The organism is Nocardioides sp. cx-173 (genome assembly GCF_021117365.1).
GTDB lineage: Bacteria > Actinomycetota > Actinomycetes > Propionibacteriales > Nocardioidaceae > Nocardioides.
Genome location: NZ_CP088262.1, coordinates 2,627,681 through 2,643,206, shown reverse-complemented (window position 1 = coordinate 2,643,206; position 15,526 = coordinate 2,627,681). Strand labels below are relative to the sequence as shown.

Genomic DNA, 15,526 nt, shown 5'->3' with positions numbered 1-15,526 from the left:
GTTTGGGGGTTCAGTCTCGTGGCTACCGACGATCCACCACGTGCGTCCGCTCAGCTGTCCAATCACCGTTGGTTCCTCGATCTTCAGGACGACGGCGCGGGCGGGCACTGTTCGTCCCATCCGGTCGAAGGGCTGGACGCGGCCGACGCATCAGTCGCAGTCGAGAGCGACGACGGACAGCTCTTCCGGTTCCCCGTCGTCCCAGACGCTCAGCCGCTGCACCCTGAGAACGAAATGGAGGCGCTCTTTCGGAGTTTCCTCGGCAACATGCTCGACGTCGTTGAGCTCTTCGACAGCGACGGCCAGCGCGTCGATGTCGCGAGCTTCTTGTTCCACAATGAGATGAGCGACAAGGAGCCTCATCTCAAGCCGATTCGCGACCCCAAGCCGGACGTCTCGATCACGACGAGCGTGAGCAACAAGGTCGAGGCCGACCTGCGCGGCGGGCAGGAAGGAAACGACGAGTTCTATGACCCGCTGGTGCTGGTGCGGACCGAGCCGAGGGTTCAGTTCATCCAGCGGGCCTTCCAGGCACTGAACCGCGTGGCGCGAGCGGAGACAGAGGACGGGAAGGTCGCCGCCTTTGGCTTGCGCGACCTCGATCAGTGGGTGCGTCCGAGCCAGGGCGATCCGTACGAGGTGATCGCGAGCCTGTCGCGAAACTGCAACGCCCGCTGCATCTTCTGCTACGTCCACGGCAATCCGAAGGACGCGTCCATCCGGCTCAACTCGTTCAGCGTCGAGAAGTCGCGGCACGAGGCAGACGTCCGCCTGCAGTACTACGGCCAGGGCAAGACACTCCTTCCCCCGACGTACGACCTGGAAGAGATCCTCGTGCACCCGGGGTCACTCGACGTGCTCGAGTCCTTGCGAGCCGTCTCGCCCAACGACCTGATCTCGCTGACGACCAACGGCTACACGCTCGACGACTCGACGGTCGAGCGGTTGGTGGCTCTCGACCCGGTCGAGCTGACCGTCAGTGTGAACGCCTCGACGCCCGCTGCGCGCCAGCGCGTCATGGGAGGACGCGCCGAGCTGGGGATCAACGGAATACGGCGGCTGCACGAGCGTGGGCTTCGGTTCACGGCCACGTTGGTCGCCTGGCCAGAGGTGCCGATCGGCGAGCTGGTCAAGACCATCGAGCTCGTCGACCAGCTCAACGTCCGCATCATCGACGTGATCCTCGGCGGCTACACCCGGCTGTTCCCGAACCCACCGGTGTTCGATCCCGATGACTACTGGGCAAGCGCCGTCCGAGAGCTCACGCCATTGCGGCCTCGGCTCCAACACCCGCTGATCATCCAGCCCGGAATGTTCACGCAGTCGCTGCTCCACCCAGACGACCTCAACGGCGCCTATGTGGCGGGAGTCTCCCCCATGTCACCAGCGGCCGAGGGCGGGCTCGCGGTCGGTGATCTCATCGAGCAGGTCAACGGCGTGCCGGTGATGTCTCGACCGCACTGCCTCTCCCTGCTCGGCACCGCCCGCGACGACGAGCGTGCGGTCTGCGTGCTCGACGTTCGTCGGGAGGGCGGGCGGCCGGTGACCATTGAGCTGGGGCACGAGGCGGCTTCGGAGGACTACCTGTACGGCCCGCCGGTGAACGACCGTTTCGGCGTGTTCCTCGAGGCCAGCGGCATCACGGTCTCCGCTATGCGCCACCTCTTCCGCATGATCAACCACGCTGACGCCGATCACGTCGTGGTCGTGACGTCCCAGGTCGTCCGCCCACACTTCGAGGCGATGCTTCGAGCGTGGAGCTTCCTGTGTCGTGCGCAGCCGACGCGGATTGAGAGCCTCGTGCCCGAGAACCGTTACTACGGCGGCAACATCGTCCTCGGTGACTTGTTCACCGTCGACGACATCGTCTCGTCGATCGAGGACTACATCGACCGCGAGGGCAAACCCGATCTGGTAGTCGTCCCCAGCGCCTCGTTCAACTACGGGGGTTGGCTCCGGGACATCCGCGGTACTCCGTTCCGCCACCTTCAACGTTCGCTCGACGTCCGATGCGAACTGCTCATCTCAGACAACTTCGAGTAGGGGAAGACTGTGCTGTACAACCGAGAATTGGCCAAGACACCCGGCAAGCTGCACTACCTGGTCATCGAGAAGTGGGGCGGCATCGACGCCCGAGCCGACTACGCCCAGCAGGCCCGAGCGCTGCGCCGTTACATGGATGCCATCGAGTACGTCGAGGCCGCCTATCGCAAGGGCCAAGTGATCATCGCCCACCACCTCTCGGGACACGGCGGCACGGCGGTGCTGCTCGCCGTGGACTCGCACGAGCAACTCGGTGACTACATCAAGGCCAATCCCGCCAACGCCCGGATGGCTCCTGCTGACCGCACGGTGGTCCCGATGGGGGAGTGGGACGACGGCCGCGAGACCTTCGGAAAGCTCATCGAGAACGTCGAGAACCTGGCCCGCGAGGAAGAGCGCTACGCCGCGGAGGGGCGGGTGAGGCCCTTCGAGATGGGACGTACCGACTGACGGAACACAAACCAATGGCGATCGATCGTCACTGGCAGTCAACAACCACGAGGAGAAACATGTTGATCAACGAAGAAGGCCTGGCCGACGAGTCGAAGCAGCAGTTCCTGGTGCTCGAACGTTGGGGCGGCCTCGACAACGCAGCGGACTATCGCGAGCAGGCTCAGTCACTGCGACGCTCGATGGACTCGATCGAGTACGCCGAGAAGGCCTACTCACAGGCCATCGTCGCGCAGCTGCACAAGGCTGTCTCGTATGCGGGGATGGCGTCCATCGTCGCTGTCGACGACCACGAGGAGCTGCAGCGACACTTCCGGACCAACGTCGCGCACGCGCGGATGTCCGCTCAGGACCGTGAGGTCATCCCATTGAACAACTGGAGCTCCGGTCGTGAGGAGCTGGCAGCGCTGATCACCCAGATGGAGACGATGGCCGAGGTCGAGCGTGCGGCGACGGCTCGAAACGAGCTCCGTCCGTTCGACCCGGACCGAGAGTCCTGACTCCCGGGCCCGGACGGGGGTGCCCGGATGAGAAGACGCAGGGTTTTCGTTACCGGCCTCGGCGCGGTCTCCCCCGCAGGGGTGGGTTGTCGAGCCTATTCGGAAGCGCAGTTCGCGGGAAAGTCGCTCGTCCGGGCACTCCCACCCGAGCACATTGACGGACTTCAAGCGGTGGCCGCGCGCGTAGGGGAGGACCTCCCCGGCGACGTCCCTCGCTATGAGGCGATGGGCGTCCTCGCCGCCCGTGAGGCAGTCGCACAGAGCGGCCTGTCTGCCTTGAAGCTCGCGACGACGTCGATCACGACGGCCACCGCGATCGGCGCCACCTGTGAGCTGGAGCGGGTCTACCGGGACGGCACGGCGCCGTCGGCGGAGGACCTGCGCTTCGAGTCTCTCGAACGCGGACTTCGCCGCGAACTTCGTGCGGATGGTCGCGGCCTCGTCATGTCGACCGGCTGCACAGCCGGTCTCGACGCGTTGGGCTCCGCTTTCCGTGCCGTCCGTAGCGGGCGGGACGACATCGCGGTCGTGTGCGCATCGGACGCGACCATCTCGCCGATCGTCGTGGCGGCGTTCGACAAGATCGGCGCCTTGACCAGACGGCACGGCAGCCCAGAAACAGCGTCGCGACCGTTCGACGCCGGGCGCGATGGGTTCGCCCTCGGTGAAGGAGCTGCGTGCGTGGTGCTGGAGTCGGAGGAGTCGCTCGTAAGGCGCGGAGGACATGGGGCCTTCGAGATCCGGGGCTGGGCGTCGGTCTCCAGTGCGCTCCACATGACAGCGCTCCGAGAGGACGGTTCCGACATCGCCCGTGCGCTGATCGCTGCCCTCAAGGACGCCGGCGCGTCGCCGTCCGAGATCGACGTCATCGACTCGCACGGCACGTCGACTCCGCTCAACGACGCCAGCGAGTCCGCCGCCATCAGGACGGTGTGCGGGGAGGCATCGGCGGGTGTGGCCATCACCGCCCAGAAGGGCGTCAACGGGCACGCGCTCGGTGCGTCGAACCTGCTTGAGATCGTCGGGTGCGGTGCCATGTTCCAGGAGTCCGCCGCACCGCCGATCGCTAACACGACAGACCCGACGGTGCCACTGCGGCTCGTCCTGGGAAGCGCCGAGCAGCGGCAGGTGCGGACAATCGTCAAGCTGAGCAGTGGCTTCTCCGGGATTCACACCGCCATCGTGATGAGCGCAGCATGAGCGGCGCGCCGACGGCCGGGGGTCTCGCCGTCCTGGGACACGTCACGCTACTGCCGGGTGCTGACGAGGTCGTGCCGATCGGTTGCAAGCACTGCGGGGTCGATCACGCGGTGCGGGCCTTCGCCGACGATCCGCGGTACGACGCGGAGGTTCCGCGGACATTGGGACGACGTATCGACCGGTTCAGCGCGCTCGCCGTGACGGTGGTGTCCCGGTTGGTGCGGAGCTTCCCGACGGAGGACCCGGAACGGCTCGGAGTCTTCGTGCTCAACTCGTCCGCAGGGTGGGCGTACGGAGAAGAGCAGCTCGAGACGCTCGTTACGCGCGGGGTCCGCAGCATGCAGCCCTACCAGGCGACCGCGTGGTTCCCCGCGGCCGCGCAGGGTGAGGTGACGATCCGTTACGGCATCCTCGGTGAGGCGAAGTCCGTGGCCGGATACTCCGGGGGGCTCGGGCAGGTTTGGTGGGCGGCGCAGGACGCGATCGAGGCCGGTGCCGTCGACCGGGCCGTCGTGGTCGTCGCCGAGTCGCGCGTGTCGTCGTTCAGCATGCTGGCCTCGTCACCGTGCCGCGACATCGGCGAGCCGCCGGTGCTGGCGGAGGGCGCGGTCGCCGTTCTGATCGAGGCGGCGGTGGCCCACACGGGCAGCCCACTGTCAGTCGTGTGGCGAGGGCTTCACGATGGTGCCGGCGACCCGCTGGCGCGAGCCAGCCACCTCGGCTGCGCTCTCGACGACAGTCCTCATTCCTGCCCGATCGAACTCGGTGACGGATACGCGCTCGTGCCTATGTCCGGAGGAAGTGCCCGTGAAGCAGCTTGAGTCGCAGGACGCGGTCCGAGGCCGCGAGAAGCACACCATCGTCGTCGCCGCGACGCCTGAGGCCGCATACGCCTTGTGCTGCGACCTGGCGTTGTGGCCGCAGTTCATGCCGGCCGTCACCGACGCAACGGTCGTCGTGCCTCGCGGACCGGACTCGATTGAGGAGATCGAGCTGACCGCCGAGGCCAACGACGCCGTGCACACCTGGAGGTCGGCGAGACGGCTGGACGACAGCAAGCTCAGTGTCACCTTCGCTCGGCTAGACCCGGTGGCACCCCTGCTCCGGATGAACGGTGCCTGGGAGTTCACGCCGGGTGACTCGGAGGGGACCGCCCTGGTCACCCTGCGGCATCGCTTCGTGGCCACGAATGCCGGGGCCGCCGACTTCTTCACTCGTGCGATCCGATCGAACGCGACCAGGGACCTGTCGGGGATGCGCGACTGGTTCGCGGAGGCGCGTCGTGAGTGATGATCTCAAGGGCCTGGTCGCCGTTGTCGCGGGAGGCAGCCGCGGCATCGGCCTGGCTTGCGCGACAGCACTGGCGGGGGCAGGCGCCGCGGTCGTGATCTCGAGCAAGCACCCCGCCTCCATCGCCCGCGCCCTTCGAGACGCGGACCCCGTCCTGGGTCTGGAGGGCATACCAGCGGATGTGACCGTCGAGGACGAGGTGGCTGCGCTCGTGGACGGCGTGGTCGAACGCCACCACCGAATCGACGTACTGGTCAACAGTGCGGGCATCGGCGGCGGGGGGCCGACGGTCCAGTTCCCGTACGCCCGGTGGAAGGAGATCATCGACGTGAACCTCAACGGCGCCTTCCTCCTGGCGCAGCACGCCCTTGCGCGGGGAGGGATGGCGGAGCGCGGATTCGGACGCATCATCACCATCGCGTCCACCGGCGGCAAGCAGGGCGTCCGCCTCGCCCCGGCGTACTCGGCGTCGAAGGCAGGCGTGATTGCCATGACCAAGGCTCTCGCGTGGGAGTTCGCGGGATGCGGGGTCACCGTCAATGCGGTGTGTCCTGGCTTCGTCGATACGGAGCTGAGCGCTCAATCGCGAGCGCGGTACGCCGCTGCGGACCACATTGAGATCGAGGAGGTGAAGCGTCGGCAGCTGGCCCGCATACCGATCGGGCGATACGTGCAAGTCGACGAGGTGGCGAACCTGGTCCGCTTCATCGCCGCGCCGAACGCGGGTGCGTACACAGGTCAGGCGATCAATATCTGTGGAGGTTTGAGTGTCTACTGACGAGACGACGACAACCGGACAGCCGTCGGCGACGGATGAAACGGTGGACAGCGTGCAGCTCCTGCGACTCTTCGCCACCCCGGTCATCATCGTCCCGTGTCCCTTCGCCGAGACGCTCGACGCCGCGCTGGGCGAGCTAGTGTCCCGCGCCGTCGATGACACCCCGCAGCAGGTGGTCGGCAAGTCGGAGACCTTCGACGACTTCGACTCGTGGGACCACCCAGCGGCCACCGCGCTGACGACCTGGGTCCTAGGCATGGCGACGCAGTACGTCGAGGTCTGTCTCGGGCAAACCCTGCAGTCAGCCTGGAACGCGACGCATGGACTGCGCGGCGCCGCATTCAACGAGCGTGAGGCGCGGCGGGAAGCTCCTCGGCCGTCGATCGCGGTCGGACGCTCATGGGCCAGCGTCTACGACCGTGCCGATGCCCACGAGCGCCACTTCCATCCCAACACGCCGGTGGCTGCGATCTACTACGCCGCGTTCCCGGCTGGGAGCAGGGCGGTGGTCGTCCACGATCCGCGCAGCAATCTCGACTACTTCAACCCCGGTGTCACTTTCGCCGACGAAGGCATCGGCGTCGAGCTCCCGGTGCGCCAGGGAAGCCTGGTCATGTTCCCGGGCTGGCTCCAGCACAGCGTCCCCGTGCACGAAGTCGACCAGCGTCGGATCGCTGTCTCCTACAACCTCGTCTACCGGGAGACGACGCAGGCGTGAGCGTGCGACGAGGCGGGGACCTCATCTGGTCCGCCCGGTTCGCCAGTCAGCTCGGCAACGAGCTGTCGGTCTTGGCCGTGCCCTTCCTGCTTCTGGCCGAGTCCGGTTCCGATGGTGCCATCGGTTTCGTCTACGCAGCCGAGTACCTCCCGTTCCTGCTGCTCGGCTTCCACGCCGGGAGCGTGGTGGCGCGGCTGGGCATCGTGCGCACCATGGTCCTTGCTGACCTGGCCCGCTTCGGTGTCTTCGGCCTGCTGGTGACTGCGCCCCTTACCAGCGGCGCGATCACGTTCTGGGCGGTCCTCGTCGCGTCGGCGTTGGCGGGGTCGGCCTCCGCCTGCGACGGTGCGGCGTACCGGTCCTTGCAGCCGATTCTGAGCGGGGCTCTGGGCGAGCGTGCCGTCCGGACTTACGCCCGCTTCGAGGTCGCGCAGACGCTTGCCATGCTGCTGGGGCCGCTGCTCGCCGGGGCACTGGTCGAGTTGATGCATCCGCGGGGCGCCATCGCCGTCGATGCCCTGACCTTCCTGCTGTCGGGCATCCTCGTCCTGCGTGGCGCCCGACTGCTACGGCAGCGATTGTCACTCGCGGTCGCGATCGGGCGGGTTGCTCCGCAAGCCCTCGAACGGATCCCTTTGCGGGAGTGCATGGCCGAAGTCCGGCGGAGCCGCATCGCGTCGATCATTATCCTTGGCACGGCCGCGATGACGACCGCTGCTTCGGCTGGATACGTCGTCCTCATCGTCTTCGCCAACCGTGTCCTGGGTCTCGAGGCGGTCGCACTGGGGTCCGTTTTCACAGTCGCTGGGTGCGGTGCCCTGCTCGGCGCGGTGGTCAGCCGTTGGGTCGGAGACGCACATGTCGGGCGCGTGTTCATCGGCGCCAGCGTCGTTGGCGCGGCCGCATCGGCCGCAATGCCTCTCGCAGCGCCCGGGCTCGCGGGGTTTCTCGCCTTGGCGGGTGCGCAGTTCGTCGCCAACGTCGCGGGCTCGGTCAGCCGGGTCACGTCGATCGACCTACGCCAGCGGTCGGTGAGCACATGGGCACACGCGTACCTCGAGGCGGCTATCGGGGCTGCGCAGTACGGCATGCGCGCCATCGGGGCGGTGGCCGGCGCAGTCCTGGCAATCGCCACGGGACCACGTACTGCGCTCACCATTGCAGTCGTGGCCAACCTCGTGGCGGTGATCGCGATGGCGGGCGCACTTCGCCGACACGGTCGGAGCCCCGCGGAGTCCGCAGGCGTCGAGACGATGTTCCCGTGACCAGGAGTGCCGAGGTCCGCAGCGGATCGATCGCCGGCGAGGTGCTCAACAGCGGCATTCGCATTGTTGCCCGGTGCGTTGAGTCGACGAGCGTCGACGTGGTGGTGGTGGACTACGAGGTCGGGATCCGCGACGAGGAGCCGGGGCAACGGGGTCTCGCCCATCTCTGCGAGCATCTAATGTTCGACCAGAGCAAGGATGGCGAGACCCATCTCCAGGCGGTCACCGCGCTGGGTGGGATGGCGAACGCGATGACCCGGCTGGACCACACCGTTTTCGTGAATGCGACACCTCGGGGCAGGCTTCGTCAAGTGCTACGCCTCGAGCGGAGCCGCATGGTTGGACCGTGCCTCGACCAGGCGCATCTCGACCGCGAACGCGACGTGGTGCGCAACGAGGTCTCGGACCGGATGGGGAACCTGCCCTATGGGTCGTTCCCGTGGTCTCAACTGGCACAGCACTGCTTCGGTGACTGGGTGCACGCGCATAACGACGACGGCACCTTCGACGATCTCGACGCCGTCGATGTGGAGACGGCCGCGCAGTTCCATGCCCGCTACTACCGCCCAGATAACGCACTCATCTACGTCGCAGGTGACAAGAGTACGAACGACTTGCTCGCCCTCGCCAGGGACATCTTCCGCGACATTCCCTTGCCGGTAGCCCCTCTCGTGCGCCAGCCTGGCCGCTACATGGCAACTCCGGTCGCCTCTGCTGGTTCCTACCCTGATCCGTTGATCCAACGACCCGCCGTGGCATTCGGCTACCTCACCTCGCCGTACGCGTCGGCGGAATTTGTCTCGGAGGTTGCACTCGCCGGCGCGATGAACGCGCTCTTGAGTAGCAGATCCGCCCGCGGGTTCACTCCTCGCGCCTACACCGGGCTCATGAACGCTGACGGCCTGGCCGTGCGCGACCCCAACGTGCTGGTTATCGAGCTCGACGGCACCGCGGGCGAGGGTGCCAAGACGCTGAGTGGACTTTGTGCCGAAGTCGCCTCGCTCGACGACGGCGAGCTCCTCCGTCTCGTAGCACGCGGTCGGCTCGACATCGCACGCTCGTGGCAGTGGTGGGGCGGCCGCGCGATGACCGAAGCCAGCGCAGCCCTGCTGACCGGCGACCCAAGCGGCCTCGACCTGATCTGGGATCGCTTAGAGCACGCCTCCCCGCACGGCATTCGCGCTGCGCTCCAGCGTCTCTCGACGGCTGAGGCGGGGCTCGTGGAGGTGAGACCGTGACGGGGCAAATCGATCGTGGCCGCTCGATGTCCGCGCTCGACGGCGTCGCTGTGCGGGGCGTGCGCCTTCCCGAGGCATTGCTTGCCGACGTGCACGTCGTGGTGCCACACAGGAGGGGACCGGCAGTCGTCTCCGCCGCTACGCCGGCTCGTCGGTACCTCGAGGAGCTCGCTTCGACCGTCGGGCAGACCATCGTTGCCGACACTCGGGTGTATGCCCACCCACAGTTCTACGGGCTTTCGGTGACCACCGAGGTCGGCAACGTCCAGCACGTGGTCGAAGTGCTCACCCTGTACCTGGAGAAACCTCTTCCCACACAGGAAGAGTCGGAGCCGGGTGTCGAGGGACCTAACGAACTGGCCGACTACGTGGCGTGCCAGGTACTCGATGCGGCTCCCGGGTGTCGGATCGAGACGGTGCCCCAGCCGTTCGTCCTGGTCACCGCGCCGGTCGAGATGTCCGCCCGGTGGTCGTGGCCGGTGGCCCCGGTCGCCCCACCCGCCGCGGTCCAGCGACTCCGCCCACGCGGGTTCCGGGTCCACACGCGCTCGGTCGCCAGCGCGAGGCAGGTCACCGTTCGGCTGACCCGTCTCGCCCCGTCGTGGACAGAGCCGGAGCTCGCCATCATCCGCGTTTGCACCCACCTCTGGGGTGCCACGCCCTCATCGCGCCTATTCACCGCGGTGCGCGCCTCCGGACTCGCCTACGCGCCGTACGCCGGTATCCTCCTATCGCCGTTCACTCGGTGGACGGTGTCCTTCTCCTGTTCCCCGGGAACCGTCGAGACGGCCGTGGCTGCGCTGCGACGCGCCGTACTGGAGGGTGCCGATGCGGCTCCTAGGGACGCCAGGGGCTGGGAGCAGGCCGTCGGCGCGTACGAGAACGCCTCCGCTATGAGCCGCCTGAACCACGAGGCAACCATGCGACGTCTGGTCGACCGGGCCTTGGTCGGCGCCCCGCACGCAGACGACCTCTCAGCCCTGCGCGCGGTCGACCCCGAGCTCGCCCACCACATGTGGCGAGCCTTCCTCGACGTCGCCGAGATGGACCTCGTCGTCGTGGCGGCGCCGGAGTCGATCGAGTCGGTGAACCTGGACTTCGCTGCACCGGACCATGCGAGTCTGAGTCCAGACAGTGACCGCCTTCGTGGAATGGAGCGCACGTGAGCTCGAACGGGCTGCTTGGGACGACACCCGGCCTCTACAGAGGGTTGGTGACAGGGCTGGAGAGCGGCGAGTGCTCGGCCCGCATCGAGGTGCGTCAAGCACCAGGGGGTTGCCTTACGATCGACTACGAGGCGACGTCCGAACGCGAGGGCCTCCAGCACCGTGAGCACACCGTGGTGGCACCTGACGGGCTCTTCGTCGCGTTCTCGGAATCACCCGGCGTCAGCGTGTTCGAGATGAGCGCCGACGGGATCTTCGTGTGCACGACTCCAGGCTCCTATGCGATGGAGATCCATGCCTCCTTCAACGACGGGGTGCTCAACTGGGCGTGGCACTGGGCAGTGGATGGTGTTCAGCCCTCCGAGATGTCGCGAGCAATATGCCGCGCGGCGGCGTACTGAGGTGGTTCCGACGACGAGCCTCCGCCGCCACCGGCGTCAGCGCTCGGCCCGTCGCCGTCCTTCGTCGCGGTCGCGGTGCGCCCGATAGGTCGTCGTATAGGGGTGATAAAGCTGCGGGCCCTTGGCTGGTAGGAAGTCGTAGTACTGATGGAAGACGGGGGTCAATGCGGAGGAGACCGGAGGGACGATCCAGCTCCAGTCGGCCGGACAGGAACGACCTGCGGCCTGTTCTCGGTCGCGGTGGAGGAGAAAGCGCGACGACTCCGTGTGGTGTTCGGTGATACGCACCTTCTCGGCGTCGAACGAGAAGTGCACCGCTCGCAACAGCTCCAGAGCGGCCCGGTCGACGGCGAAGTCGGTGGGGTTTCCCGGGTCCAGGCCCATCCGTCTGGCCAGAAAGGGGAGCACGTCGTAGCGGTCGCGGTCGGCAAGATCTCGGACCGCAATCTCGGAGCTCATGAACCAGCCGCTGAACGGAACAGCGGGATAGTTGATGCCCCCGATGTAGAGCGCCATGTCCGAGACGACGGGGAGCGCGAACCAGCGCAGTCCCAGCCCCTCCAGCCAGTCGAGATCGGGGTGCCGCAGTCGGACCTCCGGCGTCGCCTCTGGCGGGAGCCGTCGCACGTGCACGTGCCCGTCGAAGTCGCGGATCAGCATTGGCAGCACGTCGAACGGCGACGGAGGGCGCGGAGCCGACCACCCGGACCGCAGAGCGGTCATGGTCACATCGCGGTTGTTGCGATCCCCCAGCCGATCCCCACCGCCGCGGTCGTATCCCGCGTATCCCAGCAACTGCGGGTTGAGCAGGCGCATTCCCGGGCTTGCCGGCGTCTCGGGCGCGAACACGCTCATGACAGGGCGGATGTTCCCGCGGTTCAGGCTGACTCTGATGTGCTCGACGCAGTGGTACGCCATCGCGTCCACCGTCTGGACCGCGCGCAAGTCGCGCACCCGAAGGCCGTTCCAGTACAGGCGCCCGATGCATCGCGCACTGTTGCGCCAGGCGACGCGCGCTCCCCATACGAGCTCCGACTTGGTGTGGGTATAGGTACCGGTCTCGGCAATCTGTTGTTCGACCGCCGCGAGTCGGTCACGCAGCGGGATGGGGGACTTGTTCTCGTCGTAGAAGTGCTCGACGAACGAGATGGCCTCGTCTCGCAGCACCTCCTCATCGAAGATGCGGGCTAGGCCCGGTGGGGAGACATGATGACCGACCTGGAACTCGGCGCTCGGCCCGGCCGCGTCGTGCCTCCCCATCTGACGATGCTAGCCCGATGGGGGCTGCGCCGACAGAGTCGGCGCTCCAAGACGCTGGCAGACCCCATAACAACTGCTTTGCGCATATGGAGCCTGACCCGGTTCTCCGGACACGGTGGTGTGGTGATCATGCCGCGCCGTGGGCGGCGGTGTGAAGAGCGGCGGAGGCTTGTTGCTGCTGCCAGTGGTGCTCGTAGTCGATCGGGCTGAGCATTCCGATCGCGGTGTGCCGGCGGCGGGGGTTGTACCAAGCTTCGATCCACTCGAAGATCGCCGAGCCGAGCTGCTCTGGGGTGTCCCAGGTCCGGGTGTCGAGGAGCTCGCGTTGCATGGTCGACCAGAACGACTCGATCATCGAGTTGTCCACCGACGAGGCGACTCGGCCCATGGATCCGAGCAGGCCGGCGTCGCGGAGCCGGTGGCCGAAGACCCAGGACGTGTACTGGCTGCCACGGTCGGAATGGACGACCGTGCCGGCCTGCGGGCGGCGACGCCAGGTCGCCATCTGCAGTGCGTCGACGACCAGTTCTGAGCGCATGTGGTCCGCGATCGACCAGCCCACGACCTGTCGGGTGAACACGTCGAGGACCGCGGCGCAGTAGACCTTCCCGCCCCTGGTGGGGTGCTCGGTGATGTCGGTGCACCACAACAGGTCCGGGCCAGAAGCGGTGAACTTTCGTTGCACGAGGTCCTGGTGGACCGCCTCAGCCGGGCAGTGCCGACGCTTGTGGCGATGGCGGATCGCGCGCCGGCCGGTCATCCGCAGCAGCCGCGCGACCCGTTTCCGGCCGACCCGGACCCCCATCCCGAGCCGGAGCTCGGCGTGCACCCGTGGGGCACCGTAGGAGCGCCGTGACATGGCGTGGATGTCGTAGATCGTGTTCGCCAGATAGGCATCCTCGAGGTCGCGGGCTGAGGGTGGCCGGTCGCGCCACTCGTAGTAGCCGGAGCGTGAGACCTTCAAGACCCGGCAGGCCACCGCGACGTCGAAGCCGTCCGCGGCGAGCTCCTGGACCAGCCGGAACCCTATTTTGGGAGCACGTTCTCCTGTGCGAAATAGGCCGAAGCGCGTTTAAGAATCTCGATCTCCATCTGCTGACGACGGTTCTCCCGGCGCAGCCTGACCAGCTCTTCGCGCTCGCTGGTCGACAGCCCTTCCTTGCGGCCGGTGTCGACGTCGTCCTGGCTCATCCAACGGCGTAGACCGGACTCGCTGATCCCCAGGTCCTTCGCGACCTGAGCGACCGACGCTCCTGGCTGACGGGCCAGGTCCATCGCCCGGCGACGGAACTCGGGCGGGTGTGGTGCAGGCATCTCTCAGACTCCTTCCTGCAGCGATCATCGCTACAGATCAGGTGTCCGGGCTACCGGGTCAGGCTCCCTACGCCGCTGACGAATAGCACGAGGACACACGTTCCTGCCCGACCCGACATCATCCTCATGAGATGCACCGCCGTACGACTTTGTTGCCTGTATGCCGCCGCCTAGTGGTTCCGCCCGACCGTGCCGTACATCGGGCTCCGCTCGACCATGCGCTGACGGTGCGCTTGCGTGCCGAGATCCGGTCGACTTGTGGGCGATCTTGCTCGTGCAAATGGCTGCGCTTGACCCCGGCCGCCCACGATCGGCGTCGGTTAGTTGAGGCCATCATCCGTTGCATCCGGAGTCGTGCGCCGCAGGGCGGGAGCACGTGAATGCGCGGGATCCGTTGGCTGACTCCGCCGACTGCGACCGGTCGCTACTTCGCCGAGCTCTCTACCCACGTCAGGTCGGTCAGGCGGCGGCCGGGACGGGATCGGACCCGAATCCGGGTCCGGAGTCGATGATCTGCCCGAGCAGCTTGAGGCCGGGACGATCCACGGGTCGGTTGTTGGCGTTGAGGATCACGACTGCGGCGCCGTGTTCGGGGGCTATAGCCAGCAGGCTGCGATATCCACCCGTGCCGCCACTGTGGAACATGACTCGATGCTGGGTGCGGGGCATGTTGGCTGCGATCCAGCCGGGATGGATCGCAGCTCGTGCGTTGATGCGGTGCGCGGTCGTGCGGTTGAGAGCGATCGCTTCGGCGAGTTCTTCGGGGGCGGGGCCGAGGTGGGCCCGCGCGAGCCTGAGCAGGTCGGGAACCGTCGAGTGAAGGCCGCCGGCACCGGCGAGGGCGGCCAGGTGCCACGGTGGGCGTGGTCGTCCCGTGCGGGAGTGACCGGGGGCCAACCGGGCTGCGCCTTCGAGATCGAGGACCACGCGGGTGTCTGTCATGCCCAGATGCCGGCAGATCTCGGCCTGGACGAGCGAGTCGTAGTCGGTCTCGGTGTGGCGTGCCAGGACGAATCCGAGCAAGCCGGCGCCGAGGTTGGAGTAGCAGAAGCGGGTGCCGGGCACCGATCGCAAACGGGTGCGCCGCAACCCGTCCATCAGGAGCTCGCCGGTGCATCCGGCGTAGGGGTCTGCTCGCAACAGGCCCCGTGGCAGGGTCCCCTTGGGAAGCCTTGGTAACCCAGAAGTGTGGGAGGCCAGGTGCCTCAGCCTGATGACCTCGCCGCCGCGCTGGGGGGCCGTGATGTCACGAGGTAGGAGGTCGCTCAGGGGTTGGTCCAGCCCCACGACGCCGCGCACGGCGAGCTGGGCCAAGGCGAGCGCGGTGAACGTCTTGGTGATGGAACCGATCTCGAACTGCGTGCCGGGATCTGCGCCGTGCACTGCGGACTGCCTGCCGTGCAGCGCACCCACCACCACGACACCACGCTGTCCAGCGCCGAGTCGTTGCGCTGTTCGTCCTGACAGATCGTCAAGGAGCGAGTTGATCATCGTCATGCCTCCGTGCGGCCGAACAGGTGCCGGCCCCCGTACTTCTTGTGGACGGCTTGCTTCGAGACGCCGAGCGCCTCGGCAATCTGCGCCCACGTGGTCCCTGACACGCGGGCACGGTGGACCAGGACCTCTTCGTGTCCTTCCAGTCGGCGGCGCAGCGCGGTCGCTTCGCGCAACGCTTGGAGGGGATCGGTGTGCTCGGTGATCCATGCAAGATCAACATCGGCCATGCGGTCAACCCTAGTTGACTTCTCTATGGTCGTCAACTTACGTTGACTGCCCGCAGCGGCACATCCTTCTACCGCGGTCGCCCGATTCGCTCGCCCCACGACACCGACGGGTTCGCTGACCGACTCGTTGCCTGGGCTCCCAACTGGTCGGATGGTTCCTGAACGCACTCCACGGCCGC

At 67.1% G+C, this 15,526-nt stretch carries 17 protein-coding genes; 12 read left to right on the top strand and 5 right to left on the bottom strand.

The genetic code is table 11. The features are described from left to right. Nucleotides 1-18: 18 nt before the first annotated feature. The 12 genes from LQ940_RS12775 to LQ940_RS12720 are packed head-to-tail and all read left to right on the top strand — an operon-like array spanning nucleotide 19 to nucleotide 11,049. Nucleotides 19-2,043 carry a radical SAM protein gene (locus LQ940_RS12775; RefSeq protein WP_231242545.1) on the top strand — a complete coding sequence of 675 codons (2,025 nt, stop codon included), beginning with the start codon at nucleotides 19-21 and terminating at the stop codon, nucleotides 2,041-2,043. A gap of 27 nt (nucleotides 2,044-2,070) precedes the next feature. Further along, the gene (locus LQ940_RS12770) at nucleotides 2,071-2,493 is read left to right on the top strand and encodes a hypothetical protein (protein ID WP_231242546.1); all 423 of its coding nucleotides are present in this window, start codon (nucleotides 2,071-2,073) and stop codon (nucleotides 2,491-2,493) included. Nucleotides 2,494-2,507: 14 nt separating this feature from the next. After that, entirely contained in the window at nucleotides 2,508-2,993 is a 486-nt protein-coding gene (locus tag LQ940_RS12765) for a hypothetical protein (protein ID WP_231365026.1), read from the top strand. A 27-nt stretch (nucleotides 2,994-3,020) separates the two neighbouring features. Further along, entirely contained in the window at nucleotides 3,021-4,193 is a 1,173-nt protein-coding gene (locus LQ940_RS12760; protein ID WP_231242548.1) for a beta-ketoacyl-[acyl-carrier-protein] synthase family protein, read from the top strand. Beyond that, nucleotides 4,190-5,014 (top strand): hypothetical protein, encoded by an 825-nt coding sequence (locus LQ940_RS12755; protein WP_231242549.1) that lies wholly within the window; start codon nucleotides 4,190-4,192, stop codon nucleotides 5,012-5,014. Before LQ940_RS12760 ends, LQ940_RS12755 begins: the two co-directional genes overlap by 4 nt. Next, entirely contained in the window at nucleotides 5,001-5,483 is a 483-nt protein-coding gene (locus LQ940_RS12750) for an aromatase/cyclase (RefSeq protein ID WP_231242550.1), read from the top strand. The genes LQ940_RS12755 and LQ940_RS12750 overlap by 14 nt, the downstream gene beginning before the upstream one ends. Next, the gene (locus LQ940_RS12745) at nucleotides 5,476-6,261 is read left to right on the top strand and encodes an SDR family oxidoreductase (RefSeq protein ID WP_231242551.1); all 786 of its coding nucleotides are present in this window, start codon (nucleotides 5,476-5,478) and stop codon (nucleotides 6,259-6,261) included. Before LQ940_RS12750 ends, LQ940_RS12745 begins: the two co-directional genes overlap by 8 nt. Then, the gene (locus LQ940_RS12740) at nucleotides 6,251-6,979 is read left to right on the top strand and encodes a putative 2OG-Fe(II) oxygenase (RefSeq protein ID WP_231242552.1); all 729 of its coding nucleotides are present in this window, start codon (nucleotides 6,251-6,253) and stop codon (nucleotides 6,977-6,979) included. Before LQ940_RS12745 ends, LQ940_RS12740 begins: the two co-directional genes overlap by 11 nt. Beyond that, a complete protein-coding gene (locus LQ940_RS12735) occupies nucleotides 6,976-8,244 on the top strand; it encodes an MFS transporter (protein WP_231242553.1) in 1,269 nt (422 codons plus the stop codon). Before LQ940_RS12740 ends, LQ940_RS12735 begins: the two co-directional genes overlap by 4 nt. Beyond that, nucleotides 8,241-9,482 carry a M16 family metallopeptidase gene (locus LQ940_RS12730; RefSeq protein WP_231242554.1) on the top strand — a complete coding sequence of 414 codons (1,242 nt, stop codon included), beginning with the start codon at nucleotides 8,241-8,243 and terminating at the stop codon, nucleotides 9,480-9,482. Before LQ940_RS12735 ends, LQ940_RS12730 begins: the two co-directional genes overlap by 4 nt. A gap of 26 nt (nucleotides 9,483-9,508) precedes the next feature. Then, the gene (locus tag LQ940_RS12725; RefSeq protein WP_231242555.1) at nucleotides 9,509-10,648 is read left to right on the top strand and encodes an insulinase family protein; all 1,140 of its coding nucleotides are present in this window, start codon (nucleotides 9,509-9,511) and stop codon (nucleotides 10,646-10,648) included. 47 nt (nucleotides 10,649-10,695) lie between these two features. Next, a complete protein-coding gene (locus LQ940_RS12720; RefSeq protein WP_231242556.1) occupies nucleotides 10,696-11,049 on the top strand; it encodes a hypothetical protein in 354 nt (117 codons plus the stop codon). Between the two features lie 36 nt (nucleotides 11,050-11,085). Here LQ940_RS12720 and LQ940_RS12715 read toward each other — a convergent pair whose 3' ends face one another. The 5 genes from LQ940_RS12715 to LQ940_RS12695 form a co-directional block, all read right to left on the bottom strand. Then, complete coding sequence (locus tag LQ940_RS12715) at nucleotides 11,086-12,309, bottom strand: nitric oxide synthase oxygenase (RefSeq protein WP_231242557.1); 1,224 nt, start codon at nucleotides 12,307-12,309, stop codon at nucleotides 11,086-11,088. 127 nt (nucleotides 12,310-12,436) lie between these two features. Further along, a complete protein-coding gene (locus tag LQ940_RS12710) occupies nucleotides 12,437-13,288 on the bottom strand; it encodes an IS3 family transposase (RefSeq protein WP_231242558.1) in 852 nt (283 codons plus the stop codon). Nucleotides 13,289-13,335: 47 nt separating this feature from the next. After that, the gene (locus LQ940_RS12705; protein WP_231242559.1) at nucleotides 13,336-13,623 is read right to left on the bottom strand and encodes a transposase; all 288 of its coding nucleotides are present in this window, start codon (nucleotides 13,621-13,623) and stop codon (nucleotides 13,336-13,338) included. Between the two features lie 459 nt (nucleotides 13,624-14,082). Continuing rightward, complete coding sequence (locus tag LQ940_RS12700) at nucleotides 14,083-15,114, bottom strand: serine hydrolase domain-containing protein (RefSeq protein WP_231242560.1); 1,032 nt, start codon at nucleotides 15,112-15,114, stop codon at nucleotides 14,083-14,085. Nucleotides 15,115-15,116: 2 nt separating this feature from the next. After that, nucleotides 15,117-15,347 carry a hypothetical protein gene (locus LQ940_RS12695; RefSeq protein WP_139071059.1) on the bottom strand — a complete coding sequence of 77 codons (231 nt, stop codon included), beginning with the start codon at nucleotides 15,345-15,347 and terminating at the stop codon, nucleotides 15,117-15,119. Between the last annotated feature and the right edge of the window lie 179 nt (nucleotides 15,348-15,526).